The 25,558-nt window shown below is 67.0% G+C and carries 22 protein-coding genes; 11 read left to right on the forward strand and 11 right to left on the reverse strand.

Annotated features, from left to right (window positions below):
• Nucleotides 1-6: 6 nt before the first annotated feature.
• The 6 genes from SI859A1_RS14315 to SI859A1_RS14340 are packed head-to-tail and all read right to left on the reverse strand — an operon-like array spanning nt 7 to nt 7,298.
• Nucleotides 7-993 carry an ABC transporter ATP-binding protein gene (locus SI859A1_RS14315; RefSeq protein WP_009210439.1) on the reverse strand — a complete coding sequence of 329 codons (987 nt, stop codon included), beginning with the start codon at nt 991-993 and terminating at the stop codon, nt 7-9.
• The gene (locus SI859A1_RS14320; protein WP_009210440.1) at nt 990-2,021 is read right to left on the reverse strand and encodes an ABC transporter ATP-binding protein; all 1,032 of its coding nucleotides are present in this window, start codon (nt 2,019-2,021) and stop codon (nt 990-992) included. Before SI859A1_RS14320 ends, SI859A1_RS14315 begins: the two co-directional genes overlap by 4 nt.
• The gene (locus tag SI859A1_RS14325; RefSeq protein WP_009210441.1) at nt 2,018-2,914 is read right to left on the reverse strand and encodes an ABC transporter permease; all 897 of its coding nucleotides are present in this window, start codon (nt 2,912-2,914) and stop codon (nt 2,018-2,020) included. Before SI859A1_RS14325 ends, SI859A1_RS14320 begins: the two co-directional genes overlap by 4 nt.
• 5 nt (nt 2,915-2,919) lie before the next feature.
• Nucleotides 2,920-3,837, reverse strand: a complete 918-nt coding sequence (locus SI859A1_RS14330) for an ABC transporter permease (protein WP_009210442.1) — start codon at nt 3,835-3,837, stop codon at nt 2,920-2,922.
• Between the two features lie 51 nt (nt 3,838-3,888).
• Complete coding sequence (locus SI859A1_RS14335) at nt 3,889-5,433, reverse strand: ABC transporter substrate-binding protein (protein WP_040325851.1); 1,545 nt, start codon at nt 5,431-5,433, stop codon at nt 3,889-3,891.
• A 23-nt stretch (nt 5,434-5,456) separates the two neighbouring features.
• Complete coding sequence (locus SI859A1_RS14340; protein ID WP_040325852.1) at nt 5,457-7,298, reverse strand: CocE/NonD family hydrolase; 1,842 nt, start codon at nt 7,296-7,298, stop codon at nt 5,457-5,459.
• 106 nt (nt 7,299-7,404) lie between these two features.
• Here SI859A1_RS14340 and SI859A1_RS14345 point away from each other — a divergent pair, with 106 nt between their 5' ends.
• Together SI859A1_RS14345 and SI859A1_RS14350 are read left to right on the forward strand one after the other, a co-directional pair.
• Nucleotides 7,405-8,337 (forward strand): LysR family transcriptional regulator, encoded by a 933-nt coding sequence (locus tag SI859A1_RS14345; protein WP_009210445.1) that lies wholly within the window; start codon nt 7,405-7,407, stop codon nt 8,335-8,337.
• Nucleotides 8,338-8,436: 99 nt separating this feature from the next.
• On the forward strand, nt 8,437-9,828 hold the full coding sequence (locus tag SI859A1_RS14350) for a M20 family metallopeptidase (protein ID WP_009210446.1): 1,392 nt from the start codon (nt 8,437-8,439) through the stop codon (nt 9,826-9,828).
• A gap of 74 nt (nt 9,829-9,902) precedes the next feature.
• Here the strand turns inward: SI859A1_RS14350 and oiaX are convergent, their stop codons facing one another.
• A complete protein-coding gene (gene oiaX / locus SI859A1_RS14355) occupies nt 9,903-11,150 on the reverse strand; it encodes a 3-oxo-isoapionate-4-phosphate decarboxylase OiaX (protein ID WP_009210447.1) in 1,248 nt (415 codons plus the stop codon).
• A gap of 141 nt (nt 11,151-11,291) precedes the next feature.
• Between oiaX and SI859A1_RS14360 the strand changes: the two genes are divergently transcribed.
• The 7 genes from SI859A1_RS14360 (at nt 11,292) to nanR (ending at nt 19,164) form a co-directional block, all read left to right on the forward strand.
• Nucleotides 11,292-12,236, forward strand: coding sequence for a D-ribose ABC transporter substrate-binding protein (locus tag SI859A1_RS14360; RefSeq protein ID WP_009210448.1), 945 nt, complete (start codon nt 11,292-11,294; stop codon nt 12,234-12,236).
• 75 nt (nt 12,237-12,311) lie between these two features.
• Entirely contained in the window at nt 12,312-12,959 is a 648-nt protein-coding gene (locus tag SI859A1_RS14365) for a DUF2291 family protein (protein WP_148233858.1), read from the forward strand.
• A 1-nt stretch (nt 12,960) separates the two neighbouring features.
• Nucleotides 12,961-14,520, forward strand: coding sequence for a sugar ABC transporter ATP-binding protein (locus tag SI859A1_RS14370; RefSeq protein ID WP_009210450.1), 1,560 nt, complete (start codon nt 12,961-12,963; stop codon nt 14,518-14,520).
• Complete coding sequence (locus tag SI859A1_RS14375) at nt 14,520-15,590, forward strand: ABC transporter permease (protein ID WP_040325853.1); 1,071 nt, start codon at nt 14,520-14,522, stop codon at nt 15,588-15,590. The genes SI859A1_RS14370 and SI859A1_RS14375 overlap by 1 nt, the downstream gene beginning before the upstream one ends.
• Before the next feature lie 10 nt (nt 15,591-15,600).
• A complete protein-coding gene (locus SI859A1_RS14380; protein WP_040325854.1) occupies nt 15,601-16,620 on the forward strand; it encodes a Gfo/Idh/MocA family protein in 1,020 nt (339 codons plus the stop codon).
• Nucleotides 16,617-18,413 carry a D-apionate lactonase family protein gene (locus SI859A1_RS14385; RefSeq protein ID WP_009210452.1) on the forward strand — a complete coding sequence of 599 codons (1,797 nt, stop codon included), beginning with the start codon at nt 16,617-16,619 and terminating at the stop codon, nt 18,411-18,413. The genes SI859A1_RS14380 and SI859A1_RS14385 overlap by 4 nt, the downstream gene beginning before the upstream one ends.
• A 4-nt stretch (nt 18,414-18,417) precedes the next feature.
• Entirely contained in the window at nt 18,418-19,164 is a 747-nt protein-coding gene (nanR, locus tag SI859A1_RS14390) for a transcriptional regulator NanR (RefSeq protein ID WP_009210453.1), read from the forward strand.
• Between the two features lie 24 nt (nt 19,165-19,188).
• Here nanR and SI859A1_RS14395 read toward each other — a convergent pair whose 3' ends face one another.
• Nucleotides 19,189-20,559 (reverse strand): four-carbon acid sugar kinase family protein, encoded by a 1,371-nt coding sequence (locus SI859A1_RS14395; RefSeq protein ID WP_040325855.1) that lies wholly within the window; start codon nt 20,557-20,559, stop codon nt 19,189-19,191.
• A 106-nt stretch (nt 20,560-20,665) separates the two neighbouring features.
• On the opposite strand from SI859A1_RS14395, the gene SI859A1_RS14400 reads away from it, so the two are divergent.
• Complete coding sequence (locus SI859A1_RS14400; protein WP_009210455.1) at nt 20,666-21,493, forward strand: phosphogluconate dehydrogenase C-terminal domain-containing protein; 828 nt, start codon at nt 20,666-20,668, stop codon at nt 21,491-21,493.
• A gap of 94 nt (nt 21,494-21,587) precedes the next feature.
• Here the strand turns inward: SI859A1_RS14400 and SI859A1_RS14405 are convergent, their stop codons facing one another.
• From SI859A1_RS14405 to SI859A1_RS14415, 3 genes are read right to left on the reverse strand one after another with little or no spacing between them, the layout of a single operon-like run.
• On the reverse strand, nt 21,588-22,004 hold the full coding sequence (locus tag SI859A1_RS14405; RefSeq protein ID WP_009210456.1) for a GFA family protein: 417 nt from the start codon (nt 22,002-22,004) through the stop codon (nt 21,588-21,590).
• A gap of 38 nt (nt 22,005-22,042) precedes the next feature.
• A complete protein-coding gene (locus SI859A1_RS14410; RefSeq protein ID WP_009210457.1) occupies nt 22,043-22,507 on the reverse strand; it encodes an SRPBCC family protein in 465 nt (154 codons plus the stop codon).
• Entirely contained in the window at nt 22,504-22,824 is a 321-nt protein-coding gene (locus tag SI859A1_RS14415) for an ArsR/SmtB family transcription factor (protein WP_040325856.1), read from the reverse strand. The genes SI859A1_RS14410 and SI859A1_RS14415 overlap by 4 nt, the downstream gene beginning before the upstream one ends.
• A gap of 303 nt (nt 22,825-23,127) precedes the next feature.
• Here SI859A1_RS14415 and SI859A1_RS14420 point away from each other — a divergent pair, with 303 nt between their 5' ends.
• Nucleotides 23,128-25,533: an ATP-binding protein gene (locus tag SI859A1_RS14420; RefSeq protein ID WP_040325857.1), complete on the forward strand. Its 2,406-nt coding sequence runs from the start codon at nt 23,128-23,130 to the stop codon at nt 25,531-25,533.
• Nucleotides 25,534-25,558 lie beyond the last annotated feature (25 nt).

A 25,558-nucleotide genomic window follows, 5' to 3' on the forward strand; every position in this document is an offset into this window, starting at 1 on the left:
GTCCCCTCAGCCTGCCGCGCGCGTGGGATGCGCCGCAGCGCCGAAATTGTTCGGGTGGTGACAGCGAAAGACGGGGTCGATGCCGGCAGGGTTGGGATCGACCTCGGTGCACAGCGCGTCGGCCTTGGGGCAGCGCGGATGGAAGGCGCAGCCGGACGGCGGATTGACCGGGCTGGGGAACTCGGCCTCGAGGCCGAGTTCGGGCAGGCGGGCGCCGGCGCGCGGCGGCAGCACCGCCTTCAATAGGGCGTCGCTATAGGGGTGGCAGGGCCGCTCGAAGATCGCGTCGGCGTCGCCGCGCTCGACGATCTGGCCGAGGTACATCACCGCAACCTCGTCGGCGAGGTGGTGCACCACGGCGAGGTTGTGGCTGATCAGGATCATCGTCAGGTTCAGTTCCTGCTTCAGGCGATGCAGGAGATTGAGGATCTGGCTCTGCACCGAGACATCGAGGGCCGACGTCGGCTCGTCGCAGATCAGAATCTCCGGCTCGCCGATCAGCGCCCGGGCGATCGCGACGCGCTGGCGCTGGCCGCCCGAGAGCTGGCTGGGATAGGCCTCGACCAGATGCCGCGGCAGGCCGACCTCGCCCGCCATCTCATGGACGCGCGCCCGCCGCGACGCGGCCGTGCCCTCGCCGCGCACCTTGAGCGGCGCGCCGATGATCGCCTCGACGGACATGCGCGGATTGAGCGAGGAATAGGGATCCTGGAACACTGGCTGGATCAGCCGGGCCCGGGCCAGACGCTCGTATTCCTGGATCGGCCGGCCGGAGACCAGCACAGTGCCGGCGGTCGGGTCCTCGATGCCGAGGAGAATGCGGGCGAGCGTGCTCTTGCCGCAGCCGGACTCGCCGACAAGGCCGAGCGTGCGGCCGCGGTCGACTGTGAGATCGATGCCGCGCAGAGCCCGCAGGGTCGCCTTCTTGCGGAAGGCACCGCCGACGGCATAGTCGCGCGTGACGCCGCGCATGCTGAGAACGGTCTCGCTCATGAGCTTGCCTCCGACTGCCGCGTCCAGGCTTCGGGATCGCGTCCGCTGCCATCGGCCGGCAGGACGCAGCGCATCAGATGGCCGTCGCCGGCATCGCGCAACGCGATCGGCCCTTCGGCGCAGGGCGCATGGGCATAGGGACAGCGCTCCAGGAAGCCGCAGCGCGTCAGGTCGCCTGTCTGGCGCGGCACGACGCCCGGAATGAAGCCCAGCGTCTCGCCGCGACGGGTCTCGCCCGGCACCGGGATCGAGCGCATCAGCCCCTCGGTATAGGGGTGCAGCGGGCGGGCGAGCACGTCGTCGCAAGTCCCCGCCTCGACCACCTCGCCGCCGTACATGACGACGATGCGGTCGGCCATGCCGGCGACCACGCCGAGATCGTGGGTGATCAGGATCAGGCCGATGCCGGTCTCGCGCTGGATATCGCGCAACAGCCGCAGGATCTGGGCCTGGATGGTCACGTCGAGAGCCGTGGTCGGCTCGTCCGCGATGATCAGCTCGGGCTCGCACAGCAGCGCCATGGCGATCATCACGCGCTGGCGCAGGCCGCCGGAGAGCTGGTGCGGATACTGGTTCAGCCGCTCCTCGGGCGACGGGATGCCGACCTTGCGCAGCAGTTCCAGCGAGCGTTCGCGGGCCGCGCTGCGCGAGACCTTGCGGTGCTGCTTCAGGATCTCGGCCATCTGGTCGCCGATCCGGTAGCAGGGATCGAGGGCCGTCATCGGATCCTGGAAGATCATCGCGATGCGGTCGCCGCGCAGCTTGCGCCAGCGCCGCGGCGAGGCCTCGCTCAGGGATTCGCCGTTGAGGTCGATGCGCTCCGACGTCAGCTTCGCCTGGCGCGGCAGGAGGCCCATGATGGCCAGCGCCGTCAGGCTCTTGCCACAGCCGGATTCGCCGACGATGGCGACCGTCTCACCCTTGGCGACGCTGATGTCGATGCCGCGGACGGGGCGCAGGACCGTGTCCCGGACGGGAATCTCGACCTTGAGGCCGGTCACTTCGAGGATGGGGGCGGTCATGCTCATGCCTTGCCCTCCGGCGTCGTGACATCGCGCAGGGCGTCTCCGACGAGGTTGATCGCGAAGATCAGCAGCACCAGCGCGGCGCCCGGCACGGCGATCATCCAGGGGCGGAACAGGAGCTGGCTCTTGGCTTCCGCTACCATCAGCCCCCAGGACACGTTCGGCGGCTGGACGCCGAGGCCGAGGAAGGACAGCGCCGCTTCCAGAAGGATGGCGTGGGCCAGCTCGATCGAGGCGACGACGATCAGCGGCCCCATGATGTTGGGCAGGATCTCCCGGATCAGGATGCGGGTGGTGGAGCTGCCGATGGTACGCGCCGAGGTGATGTATTCGCGCGAAGCCAGCTGCTGGGTGGCGCTGCGCATGACGATGGCGAAACGATCCCAGAGCAGGAGCCCGATCACCATGACCAGCAGCGACAACGAGCTTCCGACCAGCGCCACGACGACCAGCGCGACGAGGACGACCGGCAGCGTCAGGCGGATGGTGATGATGAAATTGACCACCAGATCGACCCAGCCGCCCCAGTAGCCGGCGGCGACGCCCATGGCGGTGCCGATGGTGCCGGAGATGAGAATGGTCAGGAAGCCGATCATCAGCGAGATGCGGGCGCCGAACAGAAGCCGCGTGAGGTAGTCGCGACCGAGCCCGTCGGTGCCCAACGGATGCGCCCAGCTGCCGCCCTCGGCCCAGACCGGCGCGACGAAGCGCTGGCCGAGATCCTGGATCGACGGATCGTGGGGCGTCAGCCACGGCGCGAAGATGGCGGCGAGGAAGATGACGAGGATGATCAGCCCGCCGACCCAGAAGCTGCCATGCCGAAGGGCGCGGCCGACGGCCACGCGGGTCGGCGAGACCGCGATCTGGAGAGGCGGAGCGTGGGTGACTGGGGGCATGGAACTCACGAGATGCGGATCCGCGGATCGAGGGCCGCGTTGAGAAGGTCGGCGACGAGGGTCAGGATCGCGTAGGCGACGGCGATCAGGAGCAGGATCGCCTGGATCACCTCGATGTCGGCGCGCTGGATGGACTCCCAGGCGAGATGGCCAATGCCCTTGAGGGAGAAGATCGTCTCGATGACGATCGAGCCGCCCAGCATGAAGCCGAGCTGGACCGCGGCGAGCGAGACGACCGGTACGATGGCGTGGCGCAGGCCATGGCGCACAACGACCCGCCAGGGCGTCAGCCCATAGGCGCGGGCCGTGCGCACGTGGTCGGCCTGCATCACGTCGAGCATACCGGAGCGGGTCAGGCGCATGATCGCCGGGGTGGCGTAATAGCCGAGCGCGACCGAGGGCATGATGAAATGCGCCCAGGTGGAATCGCCGGAGATCGGCAGCCAGCGCAGATAGACGCCGAAGAGATACATCAGCCCGAGCGCGAAGAGGAAGGACGGCAGCGCCTGGCCGGCGACCGCCAGCCACAGCGAGATGCGGTCGATCACCGTGTTGGGGCGCAGCGCCGCCAGAACGCCGAGCGGAATGGAGAGCGCCAGCGCGAAGGTCAGCGCCAGAACGCCCAGTGTCGCGGTGACCGGCACGTGTTCGGCCAGAACATCCACCACGTCCATGCGCAGGTAATAGGAACGGCCGAAATCGCCCTGCAGGAGACGGCCGATCCAGTCGAGATATTGCAGGATCAGTGGCCGGTCGAAGCCGAAGAGTTCACGCACCGCCGCAATGTCGCTGGCCGAAGCTCCCTCGCCGGCCATCGCCGCCGCGGGATCGCCGGACATGTGGACGAGGAGGAAGGCGATCACCGAGGTGACCGCCACCACGAGAAACGTCACCAGCAGGCGTTTGAGAATGAAGAAGAGCATTGAGCCTCGGGTCAGTGGCCGGGGAGCCTGAAGCTCCCCGGCGGACGCTGGTTATTTCCACTTGGCGAGATAGAAATGCGCCATCTCGTCAGGGGTCACCGGATAGTCCAGGTCCTTGTTGAAGGCGTAGGTCCGGCCATAGATGAAGAGCGGGATGTAATAGGCTTCATCCGCGATCTTCTTGAGCGCCTTGGAGTAGAGCGCCTCGCGGGCCTCGGTATCCGTGGTCGTCTCGGCTTCCGTCAGCCAGTCGCGCACTTCCTCGTCGCGGGCGTAGTCGTCCGGCCCGAACTGGAAGTAGTAGCCCGTCGACGCCGAGGCATCGAGCATGCCGTTGGAGCCGAAGGTCAGATGCGCGATCTGGGTCTCGTCGCCAACGATCAGCGGACGCAGGGCCCGCCACTGCAGGAACTGCAGGTCACCCTTGATGCCGACGGCACGCAGGTAGTTCAGCACCGCTTCCGAATAGGGCCGGTCACGATAGGCGTGGAACGGGAGCTCGAAGCCGTCCGGGTAGCCCGCCTCGGCCAGAAGCGCCTTGGCCTTCTCCGGATCGTAGGGGTACTGGGTGACATCGGTCTCGCAGCCGAACTGCACCGACACGCACATGGACTTCTGCACCGTCGAGCCTTCGCCGACGAGGTTCTCGGTGATCGCCTCACGGTCGATGGCATGGGCGATGGCCTGACGCACGCGCACGTCCGTCATCGGCGTCTCGCCGGTGCGGCCCGCGGCGTCGAGAGCCAGGAACGACATGCGCATGGTCGGCGCCGAGACGACGGTCAGATTGTCCATGTCGTTGAGCATGCCGGCATTCTCGGGCGGCACGCCCCAGATCCAGTCGACGCCGCCGGTGACGACCTCGGCGATCTGGGTCTCCGGGTCCTTGATGGTCCGGTAGATGATCTTGCCGATGGACGGCTTGCCCTTCGGGCTGCCCTCGAAATAATCCGGGTTGAGTTCCAGGGTCAGCGACTCGCCGGCCTTGTAGTCGGTCAGCTTGTAGGGACCGGTGCAGACCGGGATGACGGCACCCCAGTCGCGGCGCGTCGTGCCGTCGGCACCCGGCACTTCCGGCGCGCTGTCATAATGGCCGGCCGGATAGATCGGCGAGGTACCGGACAGATATTCGAAGGCCGCCGGCGTCGGCGCCTTGGCGTGGATGCGGACCTTGTGGTCGTCCACCACCTCGACATTATCGATCCAGTCGACGATCACGCGGATCTTCATGTCGCTGTCGGGCGCGGCGACATGGTTCAGCGTGTCGGCCACGTCCTGGGCGTCGAAATCGGTGCCGTCGTGGAACTTCACGCCTTCGCGCAGGTCCATCTCCAGCGTCTTGTCGTCGACCCATTCCCAGCTGGTCGCCAGCAGCGGCTGGTACTCGTTGGTCTGCGGATCGCGGTGGATCAGGCTGTCGCACTGGGCGTAGGCGGTGATCAGCGCCTCGCGCTGGTTGCCGTAATAGAGGTCGGGCGTGTCCATCTCGGTGGATGTCGCCCAGACGAAGGTGTCGTTGTCCTTGCCGGCCAAGGCCGGCGAGGCCGCGAGCGTCATCGCGCAGGCGGCCATCAGGGTATTCCTCAGCGTCTTCATCGTGCGTCCCTCTCCTGGTTTCTTCATCGCGGCTGGCTCACCGTCATCGGCAGTTCGACCAGCGACCCGCCGGCTCCGCCTCGAACGATCGTCAAAAGGGGCGGTCGCCCGTGCGGCAGCTGCACGTAATGATCGCAGTCCGCACCAGCGATCGAAAGGCGAATGCGGCTCCCGGCGCCGAACCTCCACGAGGTCGGCAGCAGTGCAAAGCGCATCCGCGCCGGCTTGCCGGGCACCATCGGGGCGGCGCTCGCCCGGCTGAAGTCGCGATAGGGCCACGACCAGTCCTGATCGGCCGGCGCCGGCATCTCGTGCCGGTGCAGGGCCCGCAGCACGCCTTCGGTCACGTAGCGAACGGTGCCATCGGCCTCGACCTCCGACAGATAGACGTGGATCACCGCATCGCCCTCGCTGGAGGCGATGGACAGGTCGATCACCGGATGGCCGGACATACGCGCGGCGGCTTCGAGCGGCGCGCTGGTATAGGACTGCATCGCCGCGTCGCGGCCCTGCCAGTCGGCGTAATAATCGGTGGTGTTGAGGGCGGCGAGGCGCTCGTGGCGCGTGTCGTTGCCGGTGCCGACGGTATAGTCCACCTGGTAGGCGTCCTCGCCGGCCACGCCTCTTGCAGGTGCCAGACGGCCGCCGTCGTCCAGATGCAGGACCTGCCGCTGTTGATGCGGCGGCCATGCATCGGCGGCCTGCCAGACGTCCTCATGCATAGAGAAATAATGGATCGGCGCCTCGTCCTTCAGCCCGGTGTCGAGGCCCATCAGATATTCGTCGAAGAACCGCAACACTTCAGCCAGGACGTCGAAGTCCGGGGCGGTGCGATCGCGCCAGGGCGACACATTGGTGCGGGCGCCATGGTCCCACGGACCCAATAGCAGATGCTGCCTGCGATTGGGGAGTGACCGGTAGCGGGCGATGGCGCCATTGGCGAAGCCGGCCCCGTCCATCCAGCCCGAAATCGAGTAGATCGCCACGTCCGGCGCGATGTCGGCGGCGTAATGGTACGGGCTGAAGGAGTGCGCCCCGAAGGACGGATCGTAGGGTAGCCGGTCGTCGGCGAAGGGAAACTCGCCGATAAAGTCCGGCATGTGGAAATTGCCGAGATGCTCGCGCACCGCTGCGCGGCAGAGCGTGCCGTCGCCGTCCGCGTCCACCGGCTGCGGCCCGGCGAAGTCGGGATTGTCGAAATAGGGCTGCTTTGCCAGCACGTCGCGGCGGTCGTGGTCGAGCCCGACCATGATGTCGTCATAGCTCGCCGCCAGCTTGTTGAGCAGCACACCGCCCGGATAGAGATGATCGACCCAAGTGTTCCAGACCGCGAAGAGCGGCGCGATCGCCTTGACCGCCGGATGGCCCGTACTGGCGAGGAAACAGGCGGCGGCGCCGAGATAGGAAATCCCGGTCGAGCCGATGGTGCCGTCCGACCAGGGCTGGGCGACGATCCAGTCGGCGATCTCGCGGAAATCCTCGCGCTCGGCGGGCGAGCGGAAACTGTCGCGGGTGCCGAAGCTGGCGCCGGTGCCGCGCACGTCGACCACCACCACCGCATAGCCGCGCGGCACGAAGGCGTCGCGGTAGCGCGCCGCGTTAGGGCTGGGCTCGGTATCGGCGGAGGCCCCGTCCCGCAGCGCGAACCGGCGGTAATAGGGCGTCAGGATCAGGATGGTGGGAATGCGGTCCGGCCGTCCGGGCCCTTCCGGCAGGTAGATGTCCGCGGCGATCCGGCAGCCATCGCGCATCTCGACGTAGCAGGAGGCGGGACGGGCCGGGAGCGCAAAGCCCGCAGGGCGCTCGGCCCGATAGCGCGACGGCGGCTTTCGCCAGGCGTCACCCTTCGTATCGCTATCAGACATCAAAACTCCGTACGCGCCTCTCGGGGTGGTCAGCGTACGGGGCCTGTGCCATGCGTCAATTTCGATCTTCGCAAGATTTCATGCGCAAAGCGAATGGAGTGAACTGGTGAATCTGAAGGGTCTGGAAGCCTTGCGCGCCTTCATGGAGGGCGGCTCGCTGAACGGGGCCGCCGAGCGTCTGCACCGCACCCAGCCGCAGGTCAGCCGGCTTCTGGCCGCGCTGGAGGACGAGGTCGGCTTCGCGCTGTTCACTCGCACGAAGCGCCGGCTGGTGCCAACCACCGAGGCGCGCGAATTCTACAGCCATGTGGAGCACGCGCTCTACAGCCTCGACGACGCCATGCACGCAGCGCAGCGGGTCAAGGCGCGCCAGCGCCGGCATGTGCGTATCCTGACCGCGCCGAACATCACCGGCGCGCTTCTGGGCGACGCCATCGCCACCATGACGGCGGAAGACCCCGGCTTCACGGCTGCCATCGATTCGCGATCGCGCCTCGACATCGAGAAATGGCTCGGCCGCGAGCAGTTCGATCTCGGAATCACCGTTTTGCCGATGGACAATGACGCCATCGACATCGAGCCGATCGCCTCGATCCGCGCCGTCGCCGTCATGCGTCACGACCACCCTTTGGCAGGACGCCGACGGATCAATGTCCGGGACTTGCTCGGGCTGCCTGTCATCGCCAATGCGCCGCGCACGGTCATGCGGCACTGCCTCGACGCCGCGTTCCGCAAGATCGACGCCACGCCGACCATCCGGCTGGAAACACCGAACGGCATCGTGGCCTGCGAACTCGCGGGGCTCGGCGTCGGCGTCGCCGTCGCAGACGGCTTCGTGGCGCGCTCCAGCCTCAAGCCGGGCATGGTGATCCTGCCCTTCGAGCCGGCAATCGAACTGCGCTACGTCTTCATCCTGCCGAAATGGCAGGCGCGCACGCCGACGATCAACCGGCTGACCTCGCTGGTGCGGGCGGCGGCGATCGAGGAGGCGGCGCTGGCCGATCTGCAATGGGCGGAGGCGAACGATAAGCACGACTGACCTTCATGCGCGGGGCGCAAGCTCACTTGTGCTTTTGGCATTTGACGCGAGAGCGCCCGGTGGCGAGGCTTCGCGCGAAGTCGAGGAGGAGATCTGCCCGTGAGTCGTGACGCCGCCATCGCCCTTGCCCAGAAATCGTTCGATTCCGGTCGTTTCCGCGCCGAGCTTGCACGCCGCGTGGCGATGCCGACCGAGAGCCAGAACCCCGACCGGCGGGCGGAATTGCTGCGCTATCTCGAAGACGAGATGACCCCGGCGCTGGAGAAGCTCGGCTTCACCACCGAAATCGTCACCGACGACAGCGCGCCGGGGCCGTTCCTGATCGCCGAGCGCATGGAAGACCCGGCCCTGCCGACGGTGTTCGGCTACGGCCATGGCGATGTCATCCGCGGTCTCGATGCCGAGTGGGAAGACGGGCTGTCGCCCTGGTCGGTCACCGATCGCGGCGATCGCTGGTACGGCCGCGGTGTCGTCGACAACAAGGGCCAGCACGGCATCAATCTCGCCGCGCTGGAAGCGGTTCTGGAAACCCGCGGCCGGCTCGGCTTCAACGCCAAATACCTGATCGAGATGGGCGAAGAAGTCGGCTCGCCCGGCCTGCATGCGGTCTGCGACACATATCGCGACCGGCTGAAAGCCGACGTCCTGATCGCCTCCGACGGACCGCGCCTGTCGGCCGACCGGCCCACAATCTTTCTCGGCTCGCGCGGCGGCGTGAACTTCGACATCTGGATCGACGCCCGCGAGGGCGGCCGGCATTCCGGCAATTGGGGCGGTCTCCTCTCCAATCCGGCGGTGCAGCTTTCCCACGCCATCGCCAGCCTTGTGGGGCCGACCGGCCAGATCCGCATTCCCGAGATGGTGCCGACCCATGTGCCCGAAGCGGTGCGCCGGGTGCTGGCCGATTGCGACATCACCGCCGGCGAGGAAGGCAAGATCATCGAGCGGGACTGGGGCGAGCCCGGCCTGACGCCGTCGGAGCGGGTCTTCGGCTGGTGCGCCCTGGAAGTTCTGGCCTTCGAGGCCGGCAATCCGAAGACGCCGGTCAATGCCATCCCGCCGCGGGCCTGGGCCCGCATGCAGCTGCGCTACGTCGTCGGCATCGATCCGCAGGCGGTGATGCCGGCGATCCGCCGGCATCTCGACCGGCAGGGTCTCGGCATGGTGCAGATCGGCCTGACCAGCGACGGCATCTTCAAGGCGACGCGCCTCGATCCCGACGACGCCTGGGTCGGCTGGGCGGTGGATTCCATCGCCAAGACGACCGGCGCCAAGCCGGCGATCCTGCCCAATCTCGGCGGCTCGCTGCCCAACGACGCCTTCTCCGAAGTCCTGGGCATGCGCACCATCTGGGTGCCGCATTCCTATCCGGGCTGCTCCCAGCATGCGCCCAACGAGCATGTGCCCACCGGCATCGTGCGCGAAGGCCTCGCAATGATGGCCGGTCTCTATTGGGACCTCGGCGAGAACGCCCCCGCCGTCGCGCGCTAGGACCTCACAAAACAGGGCCGGGAGCCTGGCGCCCGGCCCTGCCTCCTCCGCATGTCAGCGCGGATACGGGCCGCTCAGCCCCATTTGGCCAGCGAGGCGGCCAGTTCGGGATGGTCCCGGGCCTTGTCGGCCAGCGACAGGCCCTCGGCCGCCGCGTCCCACGCCTGGCGGATGGCGCGCACGCCCGCGGCTGGCCCCATCGGATGGCCATGGATGCCGCCACCGCCGAGATACATCAGGTCGAGCGTGCGGCCGGTGCGCTCGTAGGTCTCGACCGCCTGCCCGCCCCACTGGCCGGAACAGACGACCGGCAGCGGCCGGTCGGCCTCGGAGAAGATCGGCGTCATGCAGTCTTCGAAGGAGCGCACGAAGCTCTCGTCCGGCTCCCAGTATTTCGCCTGGATGCCGTTGATCTGGAACTGGTCGACGCCGAGCAGCCGCCAGATCTTCTGATAGGCGCGGAATTCGAGGCCGAGGCCGGGATGGCGGGTGAGGATGTCCCAGCCATTGCGGTGGGCGTGCAGGCACAGCGCCGAGCGCTTGCGCAGGAAGGTCATGCCGCCATAGCCGATGGAGTTGATGTTGACGACGGCGGCGTTGCCGCCGGCCTCGACCACCAGGTCGTGGTTGCGCATCATCGTGTCGGGATCGGCGGAGGAAATGCCGAACGCGTACATCACCCGCTTGCCGGTCTTCTGCTCGTGGTCGCGGATCACTGGCATGATGGCCGCGATGCGCTGCTCGAGCGGCGAATAGGCCGGGCTCATCAGCTTTTCGTCGTCCTTGATGAAATCGACGCCGGCGGCGCAGAGATCGGCGACGACGGCGGCGGTCTCGTCCGGCAGAAGCCCCAGCGACGGCTTGATGATCGAGGCGATCATCGGCCCCTCCTCCACGCCCATCAGTTGGCGCGAGCCGGCGATGCCGAATTGCGGCCCGGGATGGCACGCCCAGGCTGACGGCAGGTCGATGTCCATCACCCGGATGCCTGTGACGCCCTTGACTGCGAAGACGCCGCCGATCGCGATGGTCATCAGCGCGGCGACATCGGTGCCGATCGCCTCCAGCGGATAGGCGATGGTGACATCGGCGCGGTGGTAGGGACCCTGCCCCGCCGGATCGGGAATCGACGGGACGGTCAGGGGCTTGAGCGGCATGACCTGCTCGACGCGGGCGGCGCAGCGGGCGCGCACCGCCTCGGTCTCGGCCGGCAGTTCGGTGAAGGTGCCGGTCGACTGGTCCGAGGCGATCTTGGCCGCCAGCGCCTCGACGTCGCCGGCGCATTCGATGCGATAGGTCACCCTGATCATGTCGTCCGCCATCGCATTATCCTTCCCGTCGCACGCCATCTCAAATACTCATCATACCTGTTGACATAGTAATGACGATCTCTCAAGCTTCCGGCCGATCTAGGGAGGAGGGCATCCGCACTGGGTGCCACGAATGATCGGGAGGAGCCTTTCATGCTGATCAACCGTCGTATTCTCGTTTCCGCGCTGGCTGGCGCTGCCAGCCTGATCGCGATGCCGGCATTCGCCCAGGACAAGGGCCTGATTGCCATCATCACGCCGAGCCATGACAACCCGTTCTTCAAGGCCGAGGCCGTCGGCGCCGACAAGCGCGCCCAGGAACTCGGCTACGAGACCCTCGTCCTCGTCCATGACGACGACCCGAACAAGCAGTCGGAAATGTACGACACGGCGATCGCCCGCGGCGCCAAGGCGATCATTCTCGACAATGCCGGCGCCGACGCCTCCGTCGCGCCCGTGCGCCGCGCCAAGGAAGCCGGCATCCCGTCCTTCCTGATCGACCGCGAGATCAAGGAAAGCGGCATCGCCGTCAGCCAGATCGTCTCCAACAACTACCAGGGCGCCCAGCTCGGTGCGGAGAAGTTCGTCGAGCTGATGGGCGAGGCAGGCAATTACGTCGAGCTGCTCGGCCGCGAAGCCGACACCAATGCCGGCATCCGGTCCTCGGGCTATCACGACATCATCGACCAGTATCCGGACATGAAGATGGTGGCCCAGCAGTCCGCCAACTGGTCGCAGACCGAAGCCTACGAGAAGATGGAGACCATCCTCCAGGCCAATCCCGACATCCAGGGCGTCATCTCCGGCAACGACACCATGGCGATGGGTGCCTGGGCGGCGCTGGAAGCAGCGGGCCGCACCGACGTCATCCTCGTCGGCTTCGACGGCTCCAACGACGTGCGCGACTCGATCAAGAAGGGCGGCATCAAGGCCACTGTGCTGCAGCCGGCCTATCGCCAGGCCCAGCTCGCCGTCGAGCAGGCCGACCAGTACCTGACCGAAGGCTCCACCGGCCAGTCGGAGAAGCAGCTCATGGACTGCGTGCTGATCGACGAGAGCAACGCCGACAAGCTCGAGACCTTCGCGCTCGCCGACTGACGCTCTCCGTCTCCCAAGACACGCTCGTGCCTGGCCATAGTGCCAGGCACATCACCGTTCAGGGGCAGGCCTGCCATGCGCAACAGAACCATCCGCACCACCATTCTCGCCGCCTCGGTCCTCTGCCTCTGCGGCTTCACCATCGTCTGGGACTCCGAGAAGACCGCCGACGAGAGCGCTGCGGCCGCCGCAACCGACGAGACCCGCATGGCGGCCTATGCCGAAGAGGCATGGGAACCGAAGGTCATGCCCGAGATCGCCAGCCACGTCGTGCCGCTGACCGATCTGCGCGCCGCCATCGCCAGCGATCCCGACGCCGCCGGCGAACAATACGGCTTTCCCCGCGACGGCGAAACCAGCCCGTGGAACTTCGCCGTCTCCGGCGAGGGCAAGATCGTCGACGCCAAGCTGAAGAGCCGGGCCGCCAAGCTGCAGGTCGACACCGACGGCGACGGCAAGGGCGACGTCACCGTCCAGCTCGGCCCGATCATCCGCGGCACGGCGCTGCGCGACGCCATGCCGTTCATCGTCTTCACCGATTTCCGCGACCAGATCGAATTCGCCAAGCTCGCCAATGCGCTGAACGCCGTCGCCCATTCGCGGCTGACGCTTCCCGAGGGCGACGTGGTCGGCCAGACCGCCCGCTTCGAGGGCGTCATCGCGCTGAAGGGCGACGCGCAATCGGTCGAGCTGGTCCCGACCCAGCTCCAGATCGGAGAGTGAAATGGCCGACGCTGCCCATCCGATCGGCCTGTCGATCCGCAACGGCCTGAAGGTCTATCCGGGCACGGTCGCCCTCAAGGACGTCGATTTCGACCTCCATATTGGCGCCGTGAACGTACTGGTCGGCGAGAACGGCGCCGGCAAGTCGACGATGATGAAGGTCATCGCCGGCGTCGAGCAGCTCACCCAGGGCACCATCATGATGGAGGGCGAGGAACGGGTGTTCCGCTCGACCGACGAGGCCGCCCGCCACGGCATCGGCATCGTCTTCCAGGAGCTCAACCTCTTCCCCAACCTGTCGGTCAGCGACAATATCTTCATCGCGCGCGAAAAGACCCGCGCCGGCGTCGACATCGACATGGCCGCGCAGCGCGAGGAAACCCGCCGCCTCCTGCGCCGGCTGGAGCACGACATCGACCCCGACACGCTGGTCGGCGACCTCAAGGTCGGCCAGCAGCAGATCGTCGAGATCGCCAAGAGCCTGGCGCAGGACGCCCGCATCCTGATCCTCGACGAGCCGACCTCGGCGCTGTCGGCCTCCGAGGTGGAGATCCTGTTCCGGGTCATCGCCGATCTGAAGGCCAACGGCGTCGGCATCGTCTACATCTCGCACCGGCTGGAAGAGCTGATCCGGGTCGGCGACTACATCACGGTCCTGCGCGACGGCGCCATCACCGGCGCCCGCTCGATGGACGGCGTCGACGTGCCGTGGATCGTACGCAACATGATCGGCGAGGCCTCGAAGGATTTCGCCAAGGAGGTCGAGCACGATTACGGCGCCGAGATCTTCCGGGCCGAACATATCTCGCTGCCCGACAAGAGCGGCGGACTGGCCGTCGACGACGTCTCCTTCTCGCTGCGCGAGGGCGAGATCCTCGGCGTCTACGGCCTGATGGGCGCCGGTCGCTCGGAACTGCTCGAATGCATCATCGGGCAGCAGCGCGATTATGCCGGCGCCTTCTTCATGCGCGGCGAGCTCCTGGCCAAGCGCGGCGTCTCCGACCGGATCGCCCGTGGCCTTGCCCTCATTCCCGAGGACCGCAAGCAGGACGGGCTCGTGCAGATCCTGTCGATCCGCGAGAACATGACGCTCTCCAGCCTCGGCGCCTTCACCCGCGGCATCCACATGTCGCTGAAGCGCGAGGCCGAAACGGTCGCCGACTTCGTCCGCCGCATGACCATCAAGATCGCCTCGCCCGAGCATGAGGTCTCCTCGCTGTCGGGCGGCAACCAGCAGAAGGTCGTCATCTCCAAGGCGCTGATGACCGATCCGAAGATCCTGCTCATGGACGAGCCGTCCCGCGGCATCGACATCGGCGCCAAGGCCGAGGTGTTCCGGGTCATGCGCAAGCTGGCCGCCGACGGCCTCGGCATCGTCTTCGTCACCTCCGACCTCGAAGAGGTGATGTCGCTCTCCGACCGGATCCTGGTGATGTCGAACGGCCGAGTGACCGGCGTGTTCGGCAAGGACGAGGCGACCGAAACGGCACTCGTCGAGGCTTCCGCGCTGGGGCACGCGCCCGACCACGCTCCCAATACCGCCTTCAAGGAGGCCTCGTGATGACTGCCCAGACCGCCACCGCCGTTCCGCGCCAGCAGATGGACAGCACCTCGATGCTGCTCGTCATCCTGAAGGCGCGCACCTTCATCGCGCTGATCCTCGTCTTCGTCTTCTTCGCCTTCGCCGCGCCGAACTTCCTGTCGACGGCGAACATGGTCATCATGTCGAAGCACGTCGCGCTCAACGCCTTCCTCGCCATCGGCATGACCTTCGTCATCGTGTCCGGCGGCATCGACCTGTCGGTCGGCTCGATCGTCGGCCTGTGCGGCATGGTCGCCGGCTGGCTGATCCTCAACGGCATCGACCTGGGGCTCGGCTGGTCGATCCAGTTCAACACGATCGAGATCTGCCTCCTGGTCATCGTCGTCGGCGTGATCGTCGGGGCGATCAACGGCTTCCTCATAACCAAGCTCAACGTCGCACCCTTCATCGCGACGCTGGGCACGCTCTATGTCGCGCGCGGCGCTGCCATGCTGTCCTCGGACGGCCGGACCTTCCCGAACCTCAACGGCAGCGCCGAATACGGCTCCGACACCTTCCGGATGATCGGCGCCGGCGATTTCCTCGGCATTCCGATCTCGATCTGGATGCTGATCGCGGTGGGCTGCGTTGCCGCCTACATCGCCAAGCGCACGCCGCTTGGCCGCTACATCTACGCCGTCGGCGGCAACGAGAAAGCCGCGGCCCTGTCGGGCGTGAAGGTCAACCGGGTCAAGTATTTCGTCTACATGTTCTCGGGCTTCTGCGCCGCGCTGGTGGGCATCATCATCGCCTCGCAGCTCGTCGCCGCCCATCCGGCCACCGGTGACACGTTCGAGCTCAACGCCATCGCCGCGGCGGTTCTCGGCGGCACGTCCATGTCGGGCGGTCGCGGCAAGATCGGCGGCACCATCATCGGCGCCTTCGTCATCGGCGTCCTGTCGGATGGCCTCGTGATGATGGGCGTCTCGGCCTTCTGGCAGACCGTGATCAAGGGTCTCGTCATCATCGCCGCCGTGGTCATCGACCAGGCCCAGCAGCGCGTCCAGAGCCGCGTCGCCTTGCAGGCCCAGGCGGCCCTTGGCAAGTGAGGAGACTTCCATGAAAGGCGCATTGATCGGCTGCGGCTTCTTTGCACAGAACCAGCTGCATGCCTGGCGCGACATCGACGGCGCGGAGATCGTGGCGCTCTGCGACCGCGATCCGGAGCGGCTGGCCGCCACCGCCGAGACCTTCGGCATCACCCGCACCTATACCGACGCGGCGGCGATGTTCGCAGCCGAGGAGCTGGACTTCGTCGACATCGCGACGACCGTCCAGAGCCACCGGCCGCTGGTCGAGATGGCCGCCGGCGCCGGCTGCCACGTCATCTGCCAGAAGCCCTTCGCCGAGACGATGGACGACGCCCGCGCCATGGTGGCCGCCGTCGAGGCTGCCGGCCGCACGCTGATGGTGCACGAGAACTTCCGCTGGCAGTCGGCCGTGCGCAAGGCCATCGAGACCGTGCGCAGCGGTGCGATCGGCACGCCGTTCTTCGGCCGCGTCGCCTTCCGTTCGGGCTACGACGTTTATTCCGGCCAGCCCTATCTGGCGGAAGGCGAGCGCTTCATCATCGAGGATCTGGGAATTCACATCCTCGACATCTCGCGGGCGCTGTTCGGCGATGTCGAGCGCATCGCGGCGACCACGAAGCGGGTCAATCCGAAGATCAGGGGCGAGGACGTGGCCACCATGCTGCTCGCCCACGAAGGCGGGGTGACCTCCGTCGTCGACTGCTCCTATGCCACCCGCCGCACGCCGGAGACCTTTCCGCAGTCGCTGCTGGAGATCGACGGCGCCGAGGGCACGCTGCGCCTCGACGCCGGCTACAGCCTGGTCGTCCAGACCGGCGGCAACGAGACGGTGACCGACGTGTCGCCGCCCATCCTGCCCTGGGCCGAGCGTCCCTGGCACAACATCCAGGAGAGCGTGCGGATCATCCAGCAGCACTTCGTCGCCTGCATCGACGCCGGCACCCAGCCGGAAACCTCGGGCGCCGACAATCTGAAGACCCTGGCGCTGGTTCAGGCCGCCTACCGCTCGGCCGAGACCGGCGAGACGGTGAGGCTGTCCGGCATATGAGCGATCCGGTCGATCTCTACGGCACGGCCCAGCCGCTCGAAACGGCACGTTCCGTCGAGCGCGGCCCCGTCGCCTTCGCTTTTCGCAACGGCGCGATCTCCCACCTCACCGTGGGAGGCCGCGAACTCCTGCGGCAGGTGGCGTTCCTCGCCCGCGACCGGGACTGGGGCACACTGTTTCCCGAGGTCGGTCCTGTGCACGAGAGCCGCGAGGGCGATGCGCTGGTGCTAAACTGCGCCCTCGCCTTCAGGAACCCGCCGGGCCGGCTCGACGTGGACCTGACCATCCGCGTCCGGCCGGACGGGCTGGATTTCGAAGCGGTCGGCAAGGCGAGCGGCCGGTTCGAGACCAACCGCACCGGCTTTACGGTTCTCCACCCGATCACCGGCCAGGCCGGGGTGCCCGTCACCGTCACCCATACCGACGGACAGGTCGAGGAGGGCCATTTCCCGGAGCGCATCGCGCCGTGGCAGCCCTTCATGGACATGGCCGGCATCACCCATCGGGTCGGCGACAAGGAATGCCGCGGCCGTTTCGAGGGCGATGCCTTCGAGATGGAGGACCAGCGCCAGTGGGGCGACGCCTCCTTCAAGACCTACAACCGGCCGATCGCCCTGCCCTGGCCCTACGACATCGCCGATGGCGAGGAGCTGCGCCAGGCCGTGCGCCTGACATGGTCGGACGTCCCGGCGGCCGCGCCGAAGCCCGCGGCGCCGCCGGCCGGCGGAACGGCGTTCCCGCAGACGGCCATCCTCGTCACCGCCGACCATGCCCGGCGGGCCGTCTCCAGCCCCGGCGATCTCGACGCGGTCAGGCCGCAGCGCCTGCTCTGCCATGTCGACGCCAGCCTCGGCGACGTGGCCGGGCAGTTCGCCGCCCATGCCGCCCTGCAGGCTGCTGCACCGTCCCACGGTTTCGACCTGGAGATGATCGGCGATTTCGCCGGCGGTGCGGAGATTGATCCAGACCCGATCCTCGCCGGCTATGCCGACGCCATGCGCGCGGCGGGCTTTGCGCCGGACAGCGTCATGGTCTGCCCCTCGGTCGACCGGCAATCGACGCCGCCCGGATCGGCCTGGCCGCCCTGCCCGCCGCTCGACGCGATCCATGCCGCCGCGCGCCGCCGATTCGACGTGCCCCTGATGGGCGGCGGCATGGCGAGCTTCTTTCCCGAGCTGAACCGCAAGCGCCCGCCGGTGGAGATGCTCGACTTCGTCACCCATTCGCTGTGCCCGATCGTCCACGACGCCGGCGACCGCGCCGTGATGGAGACGCTGGAGGCCGTCGCCCACATCACCGCCTCGGCGCGGGCGATCATCGGCGATCGCGACTACCGCATCGGCCCGTCGACCATCGCCATGCGGCAGAACCCTTATGGCGCCCGCACCATCCCGAACCCGGATCGCCGCCGCGTCGCCATGGCCGACGACGATCCGCGCCATGCCGGCCGGTTTGCCGCCGCCTATGCGGTGGGGCTGGCCAGCGCGTTCGCCGCGGCGGGGATCTCGGTCTGGACGCCGGCCGAACTCTACGGGCCGCGCGGCCTCTTCGCGCCGGACGGCAGCCGCCTGCCCCTGACCGATGCGATCGGCGCGCTGGCCGCCTGCGCCGGGATGGCGGTGGTATCGAGCGAAGTGGACACACACCGCGCCCGACTTGTCCTGTCGGGCGCCGTGTTCGACGCAAACCTCACATCAGAAGCCTTCGAAGACTTGCCACCTTTCGGTTGGAAGGTAAGAGACGACGTCGGCGCAACGCTGCGGCAGGGCGGCGCGACGAGATCGAAGAGGTAAAGCGGTGTTCCAGCTCGATTCAGGCCACGAGGGCGAGAAAATCGTCCGGCGCAAGCTTTCGGATCAGGTGCTGGACAAATTGCGCCACATGATCCGGTCGCGCGAATTGCGCGCCGGCGACTACATGCCCTCCGAGCGCGCGCTGATGGAGCGTTTCGGCGTCGGCCGCCCGGCGGTGCGCGAAGCGCTGCAATCGCTGCACAATGCCGGCCTGATCACCATCAGCCATGGCGAGCGCAGCCGCGTCAACGAGATCACGGCGGGTACCGTTCTTGACCAGACCGACGAGATCGCCCGCCTGCTGCTCAACGCGGTGCCGTCGAATCTGGAGCATCTGAAACAGGCGCGGCGCATGTTCGAGCTCGGCATCGTCCGGGTGGCCGCCGAGAACGCCACCGACGCCGATGTCGCGGAACTGCGCGAACTTGTGCAGCGCCAGCGTTCCCTCCTCGGCGGCGATCCGGTACCGTTCATCGAGGTCGACATGGCGTTTCACACACGCATCGCCGACATTGTCGCCAACCCGATCATCTCGGCCGTCTCGGTCGCCATGCTGCGCTGGCTGTTCCAGTACCACACCTCGCTGCTGCACTGGTCGAACAACGAGGAGATCACCCTGACCGAGCACGACTGCATCGTCGACGTGATCGCCGCGCACGATCCCGACAAGGCGGTGGAGACCATGCGCGGCCATCTCAACCGGTCGCTCGACTTCTACAGCTTCGGCGACGGCGAGACGCCGCCGCGCTGATCGCCCGGGCCCAGTGACTGCGGTTCAGCCGCGCGGGCCGCCGCCGTCCCTGATCCAGCCGAAGAAATCCTCCGAGCCCATCTGGCCGCCCTTCAGGGCGATCTGCAGCCCGTCATGAGAGCCCTTGCCATAGGCGGTGGACAGCGACGCCCCCGGAATCGTCGGGGCGCAGGCGACCAGCGCGTCGAGACCCAATTGCCGCATGCCGTGGCCCGACGTGTCGCCGCCCGAGATGACGGCGCGGCGGATCCCTGTCACGCTGAGCGTCCGGTCGAGGATCCGGCCCAGGGCCTCGCCGATGCGCCGGTTCGCGATCTCGATGGTCAGGCCGCTCGCCGAGACCGTCGACCGGAAGGCCGCCACCGCCTTGTCCTGGTTGCCGAGCGCCGAATGGACCAACGGGCTGGCGCCATTTGAGGCCACCTCGCAGGCCGCCGCGACGAGCCGGTCCTCCTCCGCAGCCAGTTCCTCTGGCGAACCGCAGACACGGGTCGCGTCGAAGGGCAGCAGCGCGAAACCGTTGGCGCCGGCCCAGGTGAGTTGCGCGCCGGTCATCGGCGATACCGACCCCGAGATCACGGCGATCCGATCGACGCGACCGGCGCTGCCGGCCGGTTCGGCCGGGGCGATCAGGCCGATCTCATGCCAGTGGCGCAGAAGTGCGAATTCGATGCCCTGGCTGCCGACCACGAAGCCGAGCCGGTCGCGGTTTTCCCACAGAAGCCGGCCTGCCGCCGTCTCGCTCGCCGGCTCCATCGAATCGATGGATAGGAGCCGCGCCCCGTCGCGCAGGACCGCCTCCAGCCGCGGCTGCGGCCCGGACCACAGCGCCTCCAGGTCGATCAACGCCGACGGCAGCGACGTCTGTTCGGCCAGATGCTTCAGGAGATCGGCCTCGTGCATCGGTGTAACCGGATGATCCGACATCACCGGATGCCGGTCGAGCCGGTAGACGCCGTCGAAGGTGCCGGCGAAGAGATGGCCGAAGGCCTGGTAGCGGCGCATCTGCGGCGCGGCGGTCAGGATCGGCACCGCGTCGGCCGGACGAATGGCGAGGCCGAGATCGATCGCCTTGCCGATATTGCCGGTCTGCGGCGAGGAATCGAAGGTCGAGCACACCTTGTAGTGCAGCAGCGGCGCGCCGAGATCGTGCAGGAACTGCAGCGGCGCCGGCATGTGCTCCGCCATCCAGTCCGGCCCGTGGCTGCGCGCGGTGGAGGCGATGCCGATCGCCCGGCAGTCGCTGAAGCGGGCGAGCAGTTCGGGGTCCGGAACGTCGCTGAACAGCACGGTCGGCACGCCCGCGAAGGCCAGTGCTTCCATCACGGCGGCCGATCCGGTGAAGTCGTCGCCGTACCACGTCACCCACGGCGTGACGGGCTCTGTCTCTCGCATGAAGCTACCTCGGAGGCCCGCTGCGGGCGTTGACATTTCGGTCCTATTATTATCTCATCATACCAGTTTAGGAAAGGTCCCGTTGGACCTCGGAGGAGTGTAGGCAATGACCACTGTGGCGCTGTTCGGCGCAGGCGGCAAAATGGGTGTCCGTCTTTCCCGCAATCTGGCCAAATCGGATTTCGACGTCCGTCATATCGAGGTCGACCCGAAGGGGCAGGAGCGCCTCAAGGATGCAATCGGCGTCGATTGCGTCGACCAGGAGACCGGTCTGGACGGCGCCGACGTGGTGATCCTCGCCGTGCCGGACACGGTGATCGGCAAGGTCGCGTCGCTGGTGGTCCCGAAGGTCGCGCCAGGCACGATCGTCGTCGTGCTCGACGCCGCAGCGCCCTTCGCCGGCCATCTGCCCGAGCGGGCCGACATTACCTATTTCGTCAGTCATCCCTGCCATCCGCCGATCTTCAACGACGAGAAGACGGAAGCCGGCCGCAAGGACCATTTCGGTGGCATCGCCGCCCAGCAGGGCGTCGTCAATGCGCTGATGCAGGGCCCGCAGGAGCATTACGAGATCGGCGACAAGGTCGCCCGCGCCATCTACGCGCCGGTCGCCCGCACCTATCAGGTGACCGTCGAGCAGATGGCCTATCTGGAGCCGGGCCTGTCGGAGACGGTCTGCGCCTCGCTGCTGGTCGTCATGCGCGAAGCGATGGACGAAGTGGTCAAGAAGGGCGTGCCGCATGATTGCGCCCGCGACTTCCTGCTTGGCCACATGAACATTCTCGGTGCGGTGATCTTCGACGAGGTCGACGGTGTGTTCTCCGACGCCTGCAACAAGGCCATCGAATTCGGCAAGCCGATGCTGATGCGCGACGACTGGAAGCGCGTCTTCGACCGCGACGAGATCGCCGCAAGCATCCAGCGCATCACCTGAAGCACGACGCTTCATCGACATGACAGGAAACGGGCGCGTCGCAGGACGCGCCCGTTTCGTTTGCGAACGACGCCGCCCGCGCTTCGTCTGCCGTCTAGCCCGGCGGCATCTCGGCAAAGCTCTTCAGGCCCGGACCGACCCGGTCCCATTGCTGGGCGCGGGCCGCATAGGTCACCATGCCCGGATGGAAGCAGCTCGGGTCGTCGAGACTGCCGACATGGATCGCGATCATTTCGGGCATCGCCTCGAACGTCACGAAGACGGACGAGCCGCAAATCGGGCAGAAGGCGTTGTGCTTGACGTTGCCGCTGTCGCCGGCGACCGGCCAGGTCTGCAACTCGCCCCGGACGATCAGGTCGTCGCGCCGGTCGAGAACCACGTAGGACGCATGGCCGGTGCCGCTGCGCTGCTGGCATTGGCGGCACTGGCAATGAAGCGCGGCGATCGGTGCGCCGGCCTTCTCATAGCGGATCGCGCCACAGGCGCATCCGCCGGTATAGGCTTCAGACATCTCCTGTCTCCTCGAAGAATGCAGTGCTCCGCGCCGCGTCAGGCGGCCCTCGCCCTGCCGGACAGATCGAAGCCCCGGCCGGTTTCCAGATAGGATTTCAGGCTGGACAGGACGAGCGGCCAACCCTTGCTGACCCCGGCGGCCATGCCGCTGCCGACCTGCAGGTCGTCATGGCTGACGCTCAGCCGGACGCCGTGATCGTTCGGCTCGATCTGGAATGTCACCCGGCTGTAGCTGTCCGGTTCGGATGCCTGGGACGCGCCCGTCCAGGTCATGACCAGACGGTGTGGCGGCGCGCTCTCGACCACCTTGCCGACGATCTCCACCGGCCGCTCGTCATTGTCGCGGACATGCCGCCAGGTCGAACCCGGCGCCCAGTCCGAGACATTCTCGTGCCCCCAGTAAAGCCGCGCGACGTCCGGCCGGGTGATCGCCTCGAAGACCTTCTCCGGCGTCGAAGCAATGTAGGTAATGTAGACAAAGCTGGTCCTGTCCTGCGTCATTTCCATTCTCCTTCGAGTTCGTTCTTCAGGTCGTGCAACAGGGTGAGCCGGTGCGTTTCGAACTTGCGCACCCAGCGCTCGTAGATGTCGTGCAGCGGCACCGGGTTGATGAAGTGCCGCTTCTCCCGCCCGCGTTTGACGGTGCTCACGAGATTGGCCGCTTCCAGGATCCCCAGATGCTGCGTGGCCGACTGGCGGGCCATGTCGAGATTCATGCAGAGCTGCCCGAGGGTCTGGCCATTCTCTTCGCAAAGGCGGTCCAGCAGCTTTCGGCGGGTCGGATCGCCGAGCGCCTTGAAGACCTTGTCATCGTCCATCGATCTCATTTCCATGCTGACGGCCCATAATATGCAGGTTTTCACCTGCATGTAAAGACAGGCAGGCTTATACCTGCATATCTCGGCGCCGCGCCTTGTCGGGTATGTCACGGAAAGGCAATGCTCATAGCCATTCTGCGGTCCGGCAATGTCGCACGAGGCGGGGCGGCAACAGGTCCTGCCCGGTCGGCGTGAAGGGATTGGTGAACCGTCTTTGCCGAAATCGCCGTGCTTGTGATACCGCTGCGCCAGATAGACCGAGGGCGCATCACATTCGGCCCGGATCGGCAGACTGCGAGCAGCATGACCCCTCTCTGGCAATCCCTCTTCGCCAATCTGGCGCTTGTTTCGATTCTCGTGCTCGCATGGGATTTCGTCACCGAATGGACGACCCGCCTGTCACCGAAGATCCAGTCCCTTTTGCTCGGGCTGATTCTCGGCATCGGCGCCGTCGTCTCCTTGGCCTCGGCGCAGCCGCTGATCGCCGGCTTCGTGATCGATTTGCGCGCGCCGCTGGTCGCCGCCGCCGGCTTCTTCGGCGGGGTGCCGGCCGTCATCATTGCCGGCGTCGGCGCCCTGCTCTACCGGCTGCATCTGGGTGGCGCGGGCGCCATGGCCGGCGTCGCGGACATCGCCATCACCATCGTCGTCGGACTGGCCGCCCACTGGTGGACCCGCACGCGTCCGCGCACGATCAACGTCATCCTGGTCTTCGGCCTGGCCGTCGCCTTCGGGCGGCTGGTGGCGTTCCTGGCGATCCCGGCGGATCTGCGGCTGTCGCTCCTGGCCCGCACCGGCGTGCCCTTGTTGGTGCTGACCTTCATCAGCGCCGTGCTCATCGCGGTCGTCCTGCAATGGCAGGCGCGCCGCCGCGAACTGTCGGCGACCAATGCCATTTACCGCGCCATGGTGCGGGAGCTTCCGGATTGCCTCAACGTGAAGGACGTGGACGGGCGGTTCATCGCCGCAAACCCGGCCACCGCCGCCATGATGCGGGTTCGCGGCGCCGCCGACCTGACCGGCAAGACCGACTTCGATTTCTACCCGCCCGAACTGGCGACACGCTTCCGGGCGGACGAGACCGCCATGCTGGAGAGCGGCAAGGCCATCCGGATCGATCAGATGACCGTATTCCCGGACGATTCCGAGGGCTGGCTCAACACGCTGAAGGCACCGTTCCGCGATCATACGGGCCGGATCGTCGGCATCATCACCTATAATCGCGACGTCACCGAGCAGAAGCGCAACGCCGCCGTGAAAAACGAGTTCATCGCCACGATCAGCCACGAGCTGCGCACGCCGCTCACCTCGATCCGCGGCTCGCTCGGCCTGATCACCGCAGGCGTCACCGGGGAATTGCCCCCCAAGGCCGCCCACATGGTCGAGATCGCCCACAACAACAGCGAACGGCTGGTGCTGCTGATCAACGACATTCTCGATCTGGAGAAGCTGGAATCCGGCAAGATGCCCTTCGACCTCCAGCACACGCGGCTGCGCCCCCTGCTGGACCAGGCGATCTCGTCGAGTTCAAGCTACATGCCCGAGCGCCGTGTCACCATCAGGCTTGTGGACGAGGCGCCTGACATCGAGGCAAAGACCGATCCCAACCGTCTGCATCAGGTCTTCGCCAATATCCTCTCCAATGCGATCAAGTTCTCGCCCACCGGGGGAACCGTCACCGTCACCATCGCGCGGCTCGGCGACGACTGGGTGCGCATGTCGGTCTCCGACGAAGGTCAGGGCATCCCCGAATCCTTCCGCAAGCGCATTTTCGGCAAGTTCGAACAGGCAGACGCCACGGACAATCGCCAGAAGGGCGGCACGGGGCTCGGTCTCAGCATCGCCAAGACGATCGTCGAGAAGCTGGGCGGCCGGATCGGTTTTGATACCGGCGACACCGGCACGACCTTCCATGTCGACCTGCCAGAACAGGTCGCCCGGCAGAACGACCCGGCTGGTGTCATCGACCACCGGCCGCGCGTTCTCGTCTGCGAGGACGAGCGGGATATCGCCGAGATCGTGGCGGCCCATCTCGACGCGCAGGGGTTTGCAAGCGACATCGCGCCGGGCATCGCCACGGCGCGGACGCTTCTGTCCAACTTTGAATATGTCGCGGTCACACTCGACATCCGGCTGGCCGGAGACAGCGGCATCGAGCTCTTCCACGAAATCCGCCGGTCGCCGCGCAACCGCGATTTGCCGGTTCTGGTCATTTCGGCCGTCGCCGACGAGACCCGCGAAGCGCTGAACGGATCGGCCGTGGGCATCATCGACTGGCTGGCCAAACCGATCGACACGGACAAGCTGCGGGCCGCCCTGGACCGCGTGGCGATCTGCTCGGCCGAGAGCCGGCCGCGCATCCTGCATGTGGAGGACAACCGGGACGTGACCGAAGTGCTCGCCGGCGGCCTGGGCGGCGATGTCTGCGTCACCTCCGCGCGCACGCTGGAGGCTGCGCGCGAGTTGATCTCGCGGCAGCCCTTCGATCTGGTCATTCTCGACATCAACCTGCCGGACGGCTCCGGCCTTGACCTCTTGCCGGACCTTTCGTCGGATGTTGCGGTGATCATCTTCTCGGCCGACGAGGTCGATCCGAACCTGCCCCGCCGGGTCAACGCGACCCTCACCAAGACCCGCGCCTCCGAGCTCGACGTGGCGCGGCTGGTGCGCAGCTACCTGCCCGTTGGACCGAAGTCCGGCAATGCCTGATCGCCTCGTGGCGGCAGGCGCGAAC

The sequence above is a fragment of the Aurantimonas manganoxydans SI85-9A1 genome (genome assembly GCF_000153465.1).
GTDB lineage: Bacteria > Pseudomonadota > Alphaproteobacteria > Rhizobiales > Rhizobiaceae > Aurantimonas > Aurantimonas manganoxydans.

Coding starts and splice junctions, on each gene's coding strand:
- SI859A1_RS14315 (WP_009210439.1), bottom strand. CDS start 993: ATGAGCGAGACCGTTCTCAGCATGCGCGGCGTCACGCGCGACTATGCC.
- SI859A1_RS14320 (WP_009210440.1), bottom strand. CDS start 2,021: ATGAGCATGACCGCCCCCATCCTCGAAGTGACCGGCCTCAAGGTCGAG.
- SI859A1_RS14325 (WP_009210441.1), bottom strand. CDS start 2,914: ATGCCCCCAGTCACCCACGCTCCGCCTCTCCAGATCGCGGTCTCGCCG.
- SI859A1_RS14330 (WP_009210442.1), bottom strand. CDS start 3,837: ATGCTCTTCTTCATTCTCAAACGCCTGCTGGTGACGTTTCTCGTGGTG.
- SI859A1_RS14335 (WP_040325851.1), bottom strand. CDS start 5,433: ATGAAGACGCTGAGGAATACCCTGATGGCCGCCTGCGCGATGACGCTC.
- SI859A1_RS14340 (WP_040325852.1), bottom strand. CDS start 7,298: ATGTCTGATAGCGATACGAAGGGTGACGCCTGGCGAAAGCCGCCGTCG.
- oiaX (WP_009210447.1), bottom strand. CDS start 11,150: ATGGCGGACGACATGATCAGGGTGACCTATCGCATCGAATGCGCCGGC.
- SI859A1_RS14360 (WP_009210448.1), top strand. CDS start 11,292: ATGCTGATCAACCGTCGTATTCTCGTTTCCGCGCTGGCTGGCGCTGCC.
- SI859A1_RS14365 (WP_148233858.1), top strand. CDS start 12,312: ATGCGCAACAGAACCATCCGCACCACCATTCTCGCCGCCTCGGTCCTC.
- SI859A1_RS14370 (WP_009210450.1), top strand. CDS start 12,961: ATGGCCGACGCTGCCCATCCGATCGGCCTGTCGATCCGCAACGGCCTG.
- SI859A1_RS14375 (WP_040325853.1), top strand. CDS start 14,520: ATGACTGCCCAGACCGCCACCGCCGTTCCGCGCCAGCAGATGGACAGC.
- SI859A1_RS14380 (WP_040325854.1), top strand. CDS start 15,601: ATGAAAGGCGCATTGATCGGCTGCGGCTTCTTTGCACAGAACCAGCTG.
- SI859A1_RS14385 (WP_009210452.1), top strand. CDS start 16,617: ATGAGCGATCCGGTCGATCTCTACGGCACGGCCCAGCCGCTCGAAACG.
- SI859A1_RS14395 (WP_040325855.1), bottom strand. CDS start 20,559: ATGCGAGAGACAGAGCCCGTCACGCCGTGGGTGACGTGGTACGGCGAC.
- SI859A1_RS14400 (WP_009210455.1), top strand. CDS start 20,666: ATGACCACTGTGGCGCTGTTCGGCGCAGGCGGCAAAATGGGTGTCCGT.
- SI859A1_RS14405 (WP_009210456.1), bottom strand. CDS start 22,004: ATGTCTGAAGCCTATACCGGCGGATGCGCCTGTGGCGCGATCCGCTAT.
- SI859A1_RS14410 (WP_009210457.1), bottom strand. CDS start 22,507: ATGACGCAGGACAGGACCAGCTTTGTCTACATTACCTACATTGCTTCG.
- SI859A1_RS14415 (WP_040325856.1), bottom strand. CDS start 22,824: ATGGACGATGACAAGGTCTTCAAGGCGCTCGGCGATCCGACCCGCCGA.
- SI859A1_RS14420 (WP_040325857.1), top strand. CDS start 23,128: ATGACCCCTCTCTGGCAATCCCTCTTCGCCAATCTGGCGCTTGTTTCG.